10 protein-coding genes are annotated in these 12,295 nt (G+C 52.3%); 4 read left to right on the top strand and 6 right to left on the bottom strand.

Features of this window, described 5'->3' with window-relative positions; genetic code table 11:
* Positions 1-121: 121 nt before the first annotated feature.
* Together AUQ42_RS09215 and AUQ42_RS09210 are read right to left on the bottom strand one after the other, a co-directional pair.
* Positions 122-1,129, bottom strand: coding sequence for a FecR domain-containing protein (locus AUQ42_RS09215; RefSeq protein ID WP_068518795.1), 1,008 nt, complete (start codon positions 1,127-1,129; stop codon positions 122-124).
* Between the two features lie 102 nt (positions 1,130-1,231).
* Positions 1,232-1,804 carry an RNA polymerase sigma factor gene (locus tag AUQ42_RS09210; protein ID WP_082817801.1) on the bottom strand — a complete coding sequence of 191 codons (573 nt, stop codon included), beginning with the start codon at positions 1,802-1,804 and terminating at the stop codon, positions 1,232-1,234.
* Positions 1,805-1,954: 150 nt separating this feature from the next.
* Here AUQ42_RS09210 and AUQ42_RS09205 point away from each other — a divergent pair, with 150 nt between their 5' ends.
* Positions 1,955-2,728, top strand: a complete 774-nt coding sequence (locus AUQ42_RS09205; RefSeq protein WP_156480864.1) for a 4'-phosphopantetheinyl transferase superfamily protein — start codon at positions 1,955-1,957, stop codon at positions 2,726-2,728.
* Positions 2,729-2,921: 193 nt separating this feature from the next.
* Here AUQ42_RS09205 and AUQ42_RS09200 read toward each other — a convergent pair whose 3' ends face one another.
* The gene (locus tag AUQ42_RS09200) at positions 2,922-3,608 is read right to left on the bottom strand and encodes a transporter substrate-binding domain-containing protein (RefSeq protein ID WP_068518792.1); all 687 of its coding nucleotides are present in this window, start codon (positions 3,606-3,608) and stop codon (positions 2,922-2,924) included.
* 116 nt (positions 3,609-3,724) lie between these two features.
* Here AUQ42_RS09200 and AUQ42_RS09195 point away from each other — a divergent pair, with 116 nt between their 5' ends.
* A complete protein-coding gene (locus tag AUQ42_RS09195; RefSeq protein ID WP_068518791.1) occupies positions 3,725-4,378 on the top strand; it encodes a GntR family transcriptional regulator in 654 nt (217 codons plus the stop codon).
* 20 nt (positions 4,379-4,398) lie between these two features.
* Here AUQ42_RS09195 and AUQ42_RS09190 read toward each other — a convergent pair whose 3' ends face one another.
* The 3 genes from AUQ42_RS09190 to AUQ42_RS09180 form a co-directional block, all read right to left on the bottom strand.
* Complete coding sequence (locus tag AUQ42_RS09190) at positions 4,399-5,427, bottom strand: AbrB family transcriptional regulator (RefSeq protein WP_197460819.1); 1,029 nt, start codon at positions 5,425-5,427, stop codon at positions 4,399-4,401.
* Between the two features lie 112 nt (positions 5,428-5,539).
* Complete coding sequence (locus tag AUQ42_RS09185; RefSeq protein WP_068518789.1) at positions 5,540-7,513, bottom strand: tripartite tricarboxylate transporter permease; 1,974 nt, start codon at positions 7,511-7,513, stop codon at positions 5,540-5,542.
* A gap of 86 nt (positions 7,514-7,599) precedes the next feature.
* Complete coding sequence (locus tag AUQ42_RS09180; protein WP_082817811.1) at positions 7,600-8,667, bottom strand: tripartite tricarboxylate transporter substrate binding protein; 1,068 nt, start codon at positions 8,665-8,667, stop codon at positions 7,600-7,602.
* Between the two features lie 610 nt (positions 8,668-9,277).
* Between AUQ42_RS09180 and AUQ42_RS09175 the strand changes: the two genes are divergently transcribed.
* Entirely contained in the window at positions 9,278-10,873 is a 1,596-nt protein-coding gene (locus AUQ42_RS09175) for a thiamine pyrophosphate-binding protein (RefSeq protein WP_197460818.1), read from the top strand.
* A complete protein-coding gene (locus AUQ42_RS09170) occupies positions 10,873-12,267 on the top strand; it encodes an MmgE/PrpD family protein (protein WP_082817800.1) in 1,395 nt (464 codons plus the stop codon). Before AUQ42_RS09175 ends, AUQ42_RS09170 begins: the two co-directional genes overlap by 1 nt.
* Positions 12,268-12,295: the final 28 nt, after the last annotated feature.

Genomic DNA, 12,295 nt, shown 5'->3' with positions numbered 1-12,295 from the left:
TGTATTGGATGAGACGGGATTTGCGTTCAGACTCAGTAAGATAAATTTCAGTTTTTTTGATTTTTGTGTCGATAAAGACCAGAAGCCCAAGAAAAACGGGCCTCTCAGAATGCAGAAATCCTTAGTAAAGAACGGTCATTAACGGGGTTATCGAGATATTCTGGACCCCAAGTTCCAGTGCAATCAGTTCCAGTCCGGCCTGGGGATCGGTCATGTCAAAGACACCGCTGACAAGCTTGCGTGCCGCAGTCTCGTTCGCAATCATGATTTTGCCGCGCTGATACCGCGAGAATTCCGAGACAACTTCGCGCAGTGTGACGCGATCAAATATCAGTTTGCCTTTTTGCCAACTAAGCGCACGGTCGGGTTTGATTGTGGACACCGGGCTGATTGAATGGCGGTTATAACGGACGGCCTGATTTTCCGCCAGAATTGCTATTTGTTCTGATGTTGCCGAGTTGGGCTTGACTTCAACCTGATGTTCCAACACGGCAACATTGGTGTGGTCATCAAAGCTGTTGACGATAAACCGTGTGCCCAACGCCTGCACCTGGCCATGCGGCGAGGTGACGGTGAAAACACGCTTGTTCGCACGTTCCATCGGAACAGCTTGAAAATCGGCAAGCCCGCTAATCAATGCGATGTTTCGGATTTGATCGGTAAACTGAACCGCGATTGCACTATCGGGGCCCAAGGTGACGGTACTGCCATCCTCAAGTGTAATGGCCCGCACTTCCCCGACAGCAGTGTGATAATCAGCGCTGAGGAAAATGGTCGGGTCACCAAACATAATGCGCGTAGAAGCAACCGCCAGCAGCAAGCTTGCGGCAAGAGCGACGTAGCTCCAGCGGCGTTTCTTTGCCGAGGGGACCTTGGATGACGGTTTTGCCGGATGTTTAAGCTCGACAACCCTTGATGAAGGGCTTTCGGTTGTGCGTTCTTTTGATCGGATTGCTTCATCCATTACAGCAAGCGCGTTGTTGGCCTCAATGAAAGCTTGCTGGTTTTCCGGTGCGGCATTCAGCCAAATATGGAGCTCTTCATGTTCAGATGTGCTGAGGTCGCCATTGACCATTTTCGCAACCCAATCGGCCGCGGCCAGATCAATGTTTTTCTGTGTTTCTTGCATCTGGCTCACGTTACCAACCCGCACTTGCCGACAACCCGGACAAAGCGTCCTTATCTGTTGGACGATAAAACTGCAAGAAATGCGTAAAAACTTTGTGCAATTTCATGACCGGCTTTCCCGCATGCGCTTCATCACATGGGCAATAGCGCGCGCGACATGTTTCTGCACGGAGCTGTCAGAAATGCCGAGCTGTTCAGCCGTTTCGCGATAGGTCAGCCCTTCAACGCGCACAAGAGTAAAGATTTCGCGCGTTTTTTCAGGCAGCTCATCAAGCGCGCGGCGTACATATTCAAGCTCAGACTGCCCTCCGACGATCTGTTCTGGCGAGGGTGAATTATTGGGAATGACATCAAGGGGAATGTCATCGGCACCGGCAACCGGGTTTCGCTTTTGCGCCCGAACGTGATCAATCGCAAGATTATGGGCGACGCGGTACAGGTAGGAACGGACATGGGTGACTTCGTTTGCCTTATCGGGGCTGGCATGTTCCGACACACGCAAAAATGTCTCCTGTGTCAGATCCATTGCTGTATCTGCATCACGCAAAAGGCGTGTCAGATAAATCTGCAATTCCCTTTGGTGAGACTGAAAGAGTTTTTTGAGGTCCGTTATTGCCAAGTCACATACCTGACTAAGGTGATGGGTTTTTATGGAGTTATCAAAAATAATACTCATTCGCAATTAATTAGTTGTGCAGGGTGTATGAAATTTGCATCCTGCACGTGTGTAAGGTGAATGTGTGTGGTTGCCTGAATACAGCTTGGGAAAGCAGCCATCTTCGTCGGGCCATACAGAAGCAGTCTGAAAAGTATGAGGTTAACCGTCATGTTTCCGGAAAGCTGCGCCGTGCAAAAGCTGGCATTAACCCGTGATGGATCCTTCGGAGGCTTTGGTGCCCCGGATATTTTGAAAGCGACCATTGCAATAATTGACAGGCAACGCCTTGGTCCGCAGGAAATCGAAAGTCTGGCGAGCAGATATTTACATACACACGAACAGCAAAGACGGCTGTCTTTCGAGTTTCCTCAGCGACGTGACAGTTTCACAATCGGACGGTTGGCTGCGAAGCTTGCTTTGAAATGTCATCTCGATGATGTGTCGCCACATGATATCGCCATTGGTAGCGGTGTTTTTCACCAGCCTATTATTATGGGTACATCTGACGGGTGTTGTGAACTTGGTGTGTCGATTTCTCACTCCGACGAGATTTGTGTTGCCGTTATTCACCATAAAGGTCACCCGATCGGCGTCGATGTTGAGCAATTGGCAGAGGCCGACATTGTGCCCGTTCTGAGTGATGTTGACGTGAGTTTGCGGCAACAGTTCTTCGAGCTTTCTCTGAATGAGTATGAGGCTGCATCCATACTTTGGTGTGCACGCGAAAGCTTGGGCAAGGTGCTGACAACAGGTATGACTGTGCCGCCCAAACTGTATGAGCCGACCTTAGTATCGGAAGTCGGGGCAGGGGTCAGATTGAACTACAAGACCTTCACACAATACCAGACACAAGTTATGCCAATTGACAAAGCATGGTTGGCGATAACGCTTCCTGCGCAGACAAAAATTGATTTCGGGTGGCTGGAGGCACTCAGCAGTTGACGTGCCTCAACTATTTGTTCCCGGAGTGCGACGCGGTTCTAGGGTGGAGGAGAAATCTCAGAATTTATGGAACGTAACATTGGTTCTTCCAACACATTCTCACCGCTCTATTGCTGCTTTCGTCCGGCTGCATCCACCTAGTATAGGCACTGTTTTATTTTTCATTGTGTGTGATCGTAGGGTTTGTTGGGACTTAAGGCACCTTGCAGAGTTTTTCGATACGCCCGGAACTGTGCGCTTCTTTCAGGTATGTTTCGATAAAGCGTGCACCGTCTTGGTTTTGTACCGGGGTTCCGATGGCTTGTTCGATGAACATGAAGGGTTCTGACAGCAAGCGTAAGGCCGGGTTGCGGGTGACATATTTTGCCATTGCCGGGCGTATGCCGGCAGCAACATCGATCGTATTGTTCATCAACATTTCATCTACTGGTTTTGAGCCAACAGTTCGAACAATTTTGGCATTTTTTAGATTTCGCGACAGATACAGGTCATAGGCTGCACCCTTTCCTACGGCAACAGTCACGCCGGTTTGGTCAACTTCCTTGTTTGAGTTGATTGGGGAGTCCTTGCGCACAAGGTAGCTGCCTTCGATCAGGAAGTAGGGATTGCTAAAGGTAATGCTTTCGGAACGTTTTGGATCCCGAGCGACGAAAGCGAAGTCCCATGCGTCTTGCGAGGCTGTTTCGACGACAGCGCGGGCAGAGTTGAAAATCTCAAGCGTGTAAGGCAGGTCAAGTTCACGTGCGATGTCACGGGCGAGATTGACCGTTATTCCCCCGACTTCGCCGCTTTTGGGATCGACACGGGTCAAAACGCTGTTGCCGATATTGATTGCAAATCGAATTGTTCCCGACGGAGCAATCCTGCTTTGAAGTGACATTCAGATTTCCTCCCTTGAGCTCGGAAAAGTGGTTTATTCGGGTTGTATGCTGTTGAGTCCAAATGTATCTAGTTGTGAGTTGTTTTGAATGTCCACCACAATGCGAAGGCGGAAAGATGCGAAAGAAACAGGGAAAGCCGAGCGGATCGAGTGCATATGACATGCTGCTTGATGCGATTGACTGTGGTGATCTTTCGCCGGGCAGTCGTTTGCGCGAAGTGGAAATTGCCGAACGCTTCGGGATTAGCCGCACACCGGTGCGTGAAGCCCTTAAACGGCTTGAACAGCAGGGGTTGGTTACGCATGAACCCCATCACGGTGCTGTTGTTACAGTGCTTGATTACCGCGAGGTCGGGGAACTTTACCTTGTCCGAGAGGTGATGGAGGGAACAGCAGCCCGTCTGGCTGCCCTTCATGCCACGGATGTGGAAATCAATGTCCTGCGCGAAATGGTTGAGGCCGACCGGGAGTTTGCCGACAATCCCGGTGAGCTGATGCGTCGCAACAAGCTGTTTCACCGACAAATTCATCTTTTGGCGCGTAACCGGTTCCTTGATGATCTGCTTGAAAATATGCGGGTTTCGCTGGTGCTGCTGGCGGGGACGACGCTTGCCATCCCGAACCGCGGTGCCCAGTCGCTTGATGAACATCAGGAAATTGTCGATGCGATCGCCCGGCGAGATCCGGATGCGGCGGAAAAGGCGGCACGTGCGCATATTAACAACGCCTATCGTGCCCGCATCAGGTTGCAGGCAGACCTCGAACAGTAAGATATCCTGGCGGTATTGCATCATAGATATCGCTGGGCAATCGGCGCCCCGATCACAACAATGAACACCCGGCAAACGTGATGAAGCGATACAAAGGCGGCATCGGCACCAACAATGATGGCCAAAAGCGTCATTTCTGCCTGACCGCCAGGTGCGTAGGCCAAAATGGTGTCGAGGAAATCGATATTGCCAAAGACTGAAATCATCCCGGCAAAGGTTGCGGCGAGCATGAAGATCAAAATGCAAAAACCGACAGCAGCCCCTGCCGCAATCATGATGGTCCGCCTGTCCGCACCGGCGTAACGGCATCCGATTGAAATTCCGACGATAAGCTGCGCAATGATCATGATTTCGACCGGTGGGCGGTGGGAAATTAGCCCGGTCATACTCATGACAGCAGCGGCCAACATCGGGCCGATGATCGTTGCACCCTTTATCCGCAGTTTGCCTGCGATAAACCAGCCACCAAATGCGCATGTCAGGATCAGAAGTTCCTCCCGTAACGGTATGTCTGCCCAGTGGCTGCCAACCGATTGTCCGCGGGAAAATTCGATCCCGAGTGCAAGGCTCAGAAATAGCGGCAAGATGACGACAACCGCAAAGGCACGGGTGGCCTGGACGATTGATAGAACACGGACATCTGCGCCGGCAGCAGCCCCGAAGGCAATCATATCGGGAAGGCCGCCGGGCATGGTGGAGTAATAGGCCGTTGGCTTGTCAAACTTGCAGATACGATGAAAAAACGGAAAGCCGATCAGCGCCAGCACAGCGAGATAGATTGGAATGAAGGCAAGGCTGAAGGCCATTTCATCAATCCGTTCCAGCAAGGCGGGTGTGAAGGATGCCCCGATGGCAACGCCCAGAAACGTGCGGGCAGGGGCGAGAACGTGCTTGCTGCTTGATGTCTTGATACCAGCAACACTGGTAATGGCAGTGGTCGCGAGTGGGCCAAGCAACCATGGCAGAGGCACAGCAAGTTGTTCGGCGCCAATACCACCAACAATTCCGATCAGTAATGTCAGAAGAAGATTGGGTAGTTTGCTGGGCAATTTGATCATCGGGCACCTGTGACAAAGAAAAAAGGGTCTTTGACGGTCATCGCGGATAAAAAATGCCCCGCTACTTGTGCTGCGTAGCGGGGCAGGTGTTCCCGGAATATCGCTATGCTAGCGGGAACGGGAGATCCCAGATTTCCTGAATCAAGCCGCGTGGAAAATAAAGATGCAGCAAATAGGACATCAGTGACACAGCGGCGAGAACGCCACCGGCAACCAGCGCTGCCCGCTTCCAGCTAAGCCCGGAGCGCAGCGCAAGGAAGGCGAGCAGGAAAACGCCGATTGCCAGCCAGTATCCCAACAAGGCTGCGGCAAGAAGCAATCCTGTAATCCAGCCCAGATGCAGCCAGATCCCGGACTTGTATTCAGAAACGCCGTCATCGGTCGGGAGGTCGATATCTTCCATATCGGGATTGCGCAGGCCGCCACGCGATATCCGCCAGATCAGGATCATCGACAGCAACAGCATGGGAACCGCGATAACCTGGGTAAAGATATTGCCCTGCCAGGTCAGGTCCTTGGTGAAGAACAGGGCAAAGGCCGCCATTCCTGCCATTGTCAATGCCATCAGATATTGGGCCGGGTTTGCCTTGGTTATCGGGTTGTCGGGGGCTGCGAGATTCTGTTTTTTCAACAAACGCAATCCACCAAACAGGGTAACGGCACAGATCGCCAGCAAGATCAGGAAGATCGGACGTTCAAAGACCGCCCAGCCATAGAATTGCGAAGTTTGGTAGAAGTTGGTTTCAACCCCGTTTGACAATACAAAGCCGATCATGAGAGCGGGGCGTGGATATCCGAAACGCCGCATATAGATGGCAAAGATACCAATGGCCATCGCAAAAATCAGATCGCCCCAGCTGCGGGAGGACTGATATGTCGCGAAGATCAGTAATACGATCAGGAACGGTGCAAGAAGACGTACATTGACCCGGGTGAGCTGGGAAATCGGTTGGGCCAGCATGACACACAAGGCCGCCCCGATCAGGTTGGCAATCGCAAGCGACCAGATGATCACGTAAACCGTATCGATTTCGTACTTGATCATGTTCAGACCGGGCTCAACACCGAGCAGGATCATACCACCCAAGAGCACGGCTGTTGCCCCGGATCCAGGAATACCAAAAATAAGGGTCGGAACAAGTGATCCGCCTTCTTTGGCATTATTGGCGGATTCCGGTGCCAGAACGCCGCGAATATCGCCCTTCCCGAAGTTCTCTTTGTCCTTGGAACTCTGCACCGCATGACCGTAGGCGATCCAGTCAACAACTGATGCGCCAAGGCCAGGTAACATACCGACAAGCGATCCGATGCCAGCACAGCGCAAGATCAGGAATTTGTTGCGTAGGGCATCTTTTACCCCGGTAAGCCAACTGCCCGACAGCTTGGTTTCCTGTGACACGGATGTGTCTCGGCGCAAAAGATCGACAATTTCCGGGATGGCAAAGATGGAAATCGCAATCACCATCAACGGGATGCCGTTAGACAAATACAGAACGTCGAAATCCATTCGGTATTCATTGGATGTCGGCGTCATGCCGACCATGCCCAGGAGGAGGCCGAGCATTGACGCAATCAACCCCTTGATAAAGGAGCGACCTGCCAGCAATCCAACCATCGAAAGTCCAAGGGCTGCGAGCATCAGCATCTCGCCGGTGCCAAATGACAGTACAACCGGGCGGGCAATTTGAATGATTGCGGTCAGAATGACAGCCCCGATTAATCCGCCGAACAGGGATGCGGTAAAGGCCGCCGCGAGTGCACGTCCGGCTTGTCCCTGTTTGGCAAGTTCATAGCCGTCCAGAACTGTGGCCTGTGACCCGACAGATCCCGGTATGCCGATCAGGACGGCCGGGAATGTATCGGCCGTACAGATAACAGCCATCACACCGATCATCAGGGCCAGACCGGAAACCGGATCAAGCCCGTAGACAAAGGGCAAAAGAATTGCGAGGCCGACGGTGCCGCCAAAGCCGGGAAGAACCCCGACCACAAGCCCCATAATTACGCCGCCAACGAGATAAAGTATCGACGCTCCGCTGAAAATTTGCAGAAACGCGCCGCCAAGTGCCTCGACCATAAGTGTCGTCCGCCCCCAAGGTTTATTCTATACGGGAAGCCCGGCGCCACATGGTGGCACCGGGTAGAGAGCTGCTTTGAATTGGCTTAGTTAGAGAAATTGTATTTCTCTTTGAGCCAGTTGGTGATCCACGCCTGGGCTTCTTCAGGAACCTCGGTGGCGTCTTTCATTGCTTGGACGACCTGATCGCCAACAATGATTTCATAGTTGCCAAGCTCGTCTTTCAGAACCTTTTGCGCACGCGGATCTGCGGCAACTTCTTTCATTGCGGCACGATAGGTATCAATCACGTCCTGATCGCTTGATTTGGGAAGGACGATAAATTTTTGGGTGCCATATCCGGCGGTAAAGAATGCTTTCCAGCTATCCCATGCCGGGCCGGACGGTTTTTTACCGTGAACCTTTTCATAAACTTCCGGGAAGCTTGGCACGTCAGGGAAAGTTGGATCACGACCGATGGAGCCATCTGCCTGAAGGGCGCCAAGAGACATGAAGGGGACCATTTCGCCTTCTTCTACCAGCGGCACAACGTGCTTAAGGTAGGTCGGGGTCGTTTGGTAGTCGATATTGACTTCGTTGCGCTGGATCGCCTGACGGGTCAGAGCACGGCTTTTCATGCCGAATACGGCCTGTACATCAAGACCAAGCATTTCAAACGCAAGCAGCGGTACCAGATCAAGTGTCGAAATGGCCTGAGAGCCAAAGACCAGTTTCATATCCTTAAGCGTGGCAAAATCGTCAACGCCTTTAACGCCGCTGTCTGCGCGCAGATAAACCATCCCCCCAATCGGTGAGGCCAGCACAGGGGCCCAGTCAGCATAGTCATAACGGACACGCTTGTCGCCAAGCAGGAATGGGAATTGCACAGATCCGGTGGTGCCAAAAATCATTTCGCCGCCCGGTTTCATGCGTCGATGGAATTCGTTCGAGCCACCGATAGCACCGCCTGTTGTTTCATTGACAATAATTACATCCGGATTACCCGGCAGTTTTTCAGCGATGAAGGGCTGCAATGCGCGCGCCCAAGTATCTGTTCCGCCACCTTCTTTGAAGGGCACCCAGAATTCGATTGTCTTGCCGGTATAGTCAGCAGCAGATGCCACTGTTGGAAGCAAAAGTGCGCAGGCAAATGCTGCGGACATCAGCTTTTTCATGTTCGTTCCTCCGTGACCATTTTTCTTGATGCCAAATGGCGGATGCATGTGCATCCCGACCATTGGCATTGCTGGTCTGTTAAATCCGACGCTGGTTGGTTTTGTTTTTGGCGTCGGAAACCTGATTGCTGTTTTCCATGCGATTGACGCACCGCTGGCTTAGAGACCTGAACGGATTACTCTGGAAGTTCCTGATCACAGATAGCGGTAAGACAGGTTTGGGTCGTGCTGTCGACAACAAGGTTTCCAGATGCGTATTGGCGGTGTGTCAATCTTCAACCCAAGGCTATGGACAGGCTGGATGGATAGGAAATTGAACAAGCAATCATATCTATTGATTTTTTCTATAGCGGTTGTTGATTTTCAGTGATTAAGGCCTGGATGGTGTTATGGTTTTCCCGTATGGGTTGTGTGGTTATAATGATAAATATCTGTAAATAAACAATATTTTTTTTAGACTTGAAGAAGAATATCTTAAAATGAGCGGTTTGGCGAAAACCATTTTGATCTCGTTGCTATTTGAAATTCGAAAGAAATATCTTGATTTATAATTGCATGCAAATGTATGCAATTCGAAGCTTTAGAAATTGAAAACCGGGAGGATCAATCCATGAATATGTCCGAAGTTATGGCCCGCTATCTTCGTGCGGCCGGTGTTGACGTCATGTTCGGCTATCCGGGAGACCCGAGTGTGGAGCTCCTTGAAGGATGCCGGAACGTTGGCATGGATTTCATCCTTGGTCGTCGTGAAGGCACCGCGGGTCTTATGGCCCAGGCATACGGGATGCTGACCGGCAAGCCCGGTGTTGCATTGTCGACCTTGGGCCCGGGATCAACCAATCTGGTGAACGCGGTTGCCAACGCCTATCTTGATCGCACGCCAATGATTGCGATTTCCGGTCAGATTGATACCAAACGGTTGCCGACTTTTACCCATCAGGTGGTTGATCAGCACAGTCTTTTTACCCCGGTATCAAAATGGGCGACTGAAATCGCGCCTCATACTGTCGGTCATGTCATGCGAAAGGCTCACCGTATTGCCATGGCCCCGCGCAAAGGTCCTGTTCATTTGACGACACCGGCCGATTATGTCGGTGCAGCGGCACTTGATGACGAAATCAAGCTGCCGCCGGTTGATGGTATTGGTCATGGCGTGGTGGTTTACGGCGAGGATGCTGATCCGGTTGGTTTGATCAACGGGGCCAAGCGCCCGGTTGTTCTTTATGGCATTTCCGCAATGCAGGGGAACGCGGGGGCCGAGATCGCGGCACTGTCCGAAAAAATCGGTGCAGCATTGGTGTCGTCGCCGATGGCAAAGGGCACGGTTGCTGAAACACACCCGTTGTTTGCCGGCGTGCTTGACATGGCATGCAATGCCCAGATGTGGGATTTGGTGCGGTCAGCGGATTTGATTATTGCGGCCGGGTTTGATGGTGTTGAATTAATCAAGGCATGGGATGTGCCCGCACCGGTATTGCATATCGATAATGTCCCCAATACGGATCAGATCTATGAAAGCCCGGTCGAAATGGTGGGGTCGATCAGTCATATTCTGGCATCACTGGTCGAAGATGTTAAAAGTGCCGACGGATTTGGTGCCAAGGCAATCAAGGCGCATCGGGATGAACTTATGGCAGCATATGAGGATGGTCGCGTCTCGGGTGTTCTTAACCCGTCCGATGTGATCCGCGTTGCCAAGGCCGATGCGCCGGCCGATACGATTGTGACGGCCGATGTCGGATCGCATAAGCTTTTGGTCGGGCAGGGCTGGACCACGCACAATCCGCGCAGTTGCCTGAATTCCAATGGCCTGTCGTCGATGGGCTTTTCATTGCCGGCGGCGATGGTTGCCAAATACCTTAATCCGGATCGCAATGTCATCTGTTTTACCGGCGATGGCGGGCTTGCAATGGTGCAAAGTGAACTGCGCCTTGCCGCATCTCTTGGCTTGGGACTTAAGGTCGTGGTGTTCTGCGACAACTCTCTCAACCGGATCGAGCTTAAGCAAATGGCACGTCAGTATCCGTCAACCGGCACGGTTATTGAAGATACCGATGTCGTCAAAATGGCAGAATCAATGGCGTGCGACGGCATCATGGTCGAGACAGAACAGGCTCTGGCAGATGCATTGTCTCGACCGGTCTCAAACACACCGCTTGTGATCGGTGCACGAATTGATCCGAAACAATACTGGACGCAGTTCTGATGGTTGAAGCCAGACCACATCATACGGTTTCACCGATTTCTGAATTTGCGACCTATCTGGCGAATATCGGGCAAATGGACATTGACGAACCTGTTTTGCATCAAGCAAGAAGGGTTCTGATTGACTACATAGCTGCCCTTTTGGCCGGAGCGGACAAGGAGCCTGCGACCAACCTGATCCAGGCGCTGGACGAGGAAGTCGGGATCGGACGGTGCAGTGTGACAGGCCATTCCGTGTTAGCTTTGCCGCGTGCAGCAGCTCTTATTAACGGAACTGCGTCACATATCGTCGAATTTGACGATATTTTTCGCGATGGCATTTATCATCCTGGGTGTCCGGTGATTGCTGCCGCGATTGCTGCGTGCGAACAGGTCGGGGCAAGTCAGGATACATTGCTTCGATCCATTATTGCTGGATACGAAGTTTCCACGCGGATTGCCGCCGCCATACAGCCATCCCACTACCGGTACTGGCATACGACCGGAACTGTTGGAACGTTCGGGGCAGCTGCCGCCGTAGCAGTTGCATTTGATCTGAATGCAAACCAGGCTGCTCACGCTCTTGCCACTGCCGGGACGTTTGCCGCCGGACTGCAACAGGCGTTTCGATCCGATGCCATGAGCAAGCCCTTGCATGCCGGACGGGCTGCCGAGGGTGGCTATCTTGCCGCTGTTTCGGCAAGGTTCGGTGTGACGGGTGCTTTGGATGTGCTTGAAGGCGATGCCGGATTTGGCGCAGCTATGAGTACGGATGTTGATTGGCAACGTGCGCCCGATGGTTTGGGCGACCAATACAACATCGCACAGATGACAGTAAAAAATCATGGATGCTGTGGTCACACCTTTGCGGCAATCGACGGAGCATTGTATCTGCGTGATCTGCATGGATTTTCGGTTGATGATATTGATTCCATTCGTGTCGGCACATATCAGGTCGCATTGAATGTTACCGGAAACCCGCGCCATACCACGCCGTTCGAAGGAAAATTCAACTTACGTTATGTCGTCGCGCATGCTCTGGTTTTCGGGTCGGTTCGTCTGAATGCGTTCGATGCGAATCATTTGTCAGATCCGGTGATCAAGCGGTTGGTCGACAGTACCGAGCTGTTTTGTGACCCGAAGGCGGAAGAAGCGTTCCCCGAAGCACGCGGAGCCCGTGTTGCCATCAGTCTTAAGAATCGACAGATGGTTGAGCATTACCAGCCCACCAGAATTGGCGATCCGGATGCTGCGTTAAGCGATCAGCAACTTGAGTCCAAGTTCGGCGAGCTTGCCGAAGAGTGTTTGACGCTTGGTCAGGCGCGCGGCTTGCTTGATTTGCTTTGGCAGGTTGGTGGGGGGCGTCCATCTGCGGAAATCGGCACTTTTATTCGGGCTTGTCAGGCATCCGGATAGGGAGGTGTCGGGGGCGATACACCCGTCA

It is taken from the genome of Thalassospira sp. MCCC 1A02491 (genome assembly GCF_001613785.1).
GTDB lineage: Bacteria > Pseudomonadota > Alphaproteobacteria > Rhodospirillales > Thalassospiraceae > Thalassospira > Thalassospira povalilytica.
This window is presented reverse-complemented; position numbering and strand designations above follow the sequence as displayed.

Excerpts from the sequence above, each read along its gene's own strand:
- AUQ42_RS09215 (WP_068518795.1), bottom strand. The coding sequence starts at position 1,129 with ATGCAAGAAACACAGAAAAACATTGATCTGGCCGCGGCCGATTGGGTT.
- AUQ42_RS09210 (WP_082817801.1), bottom strand. The coding sequence starts at position 1,804 with ATGAGTATTATTTTTGATAACTCCATAAAAACCCATCACCTTAGTCAG.
- AUQ42_RS09205 (WP_156480864.1), top strand. The coding sequence starts at position 1,955 with ATGTTTCCGGAAAGCTGCGCCGTGCAAAAGCTGGCATTAACCCGTGAT.
- AUQ42_RS09200 (WP_068518792.1), bottom strand. The coding sequence starts at position 3,608 with ATGTCACTTCAAAGCAGGATTGCTCCGTCGGGAACAATTCGATTTGCA.
- AUQ42_RS09195 (WP_068518791.1), top strand. The coding sequence starts at position 3,725 with ATGCGAAAGAAACAGGGAAAGCCGAGCGGATCGAGTGCATATGACATG.
- AUQ42_RS09185 (WP_068518789.1), bottom strand. The coding sequence starts at position 7,513 with ATGGTCGAGGCACTTGGCGGCGCGTTTCTGCAAATTTTCAGCGGAGCG.
- AUQ42_RS09180 (WP_082817811.1), bottom strand. The coding sequence starts at position 8,667 with ATGAAAAAGCTGATGTCCGCAGCATTTGCCTGCGCACTTTTGCTTCCA.
- AUQ42_RS09175 (WP_197460818.1), top strand. The coding sequence starts at position 9,278 with ATGAATATGTCCGAAGTTATGGCCCGCTATCTTCGTGCGGCCGGTGTT.
- AUQ42_RS09170 (WP_082817800.1), top strand. The coding sequence starts at position 10,873 with ATGGTTGAAGCCAGACCACATCATACGGTTTCACCGATTTCTGAATTT.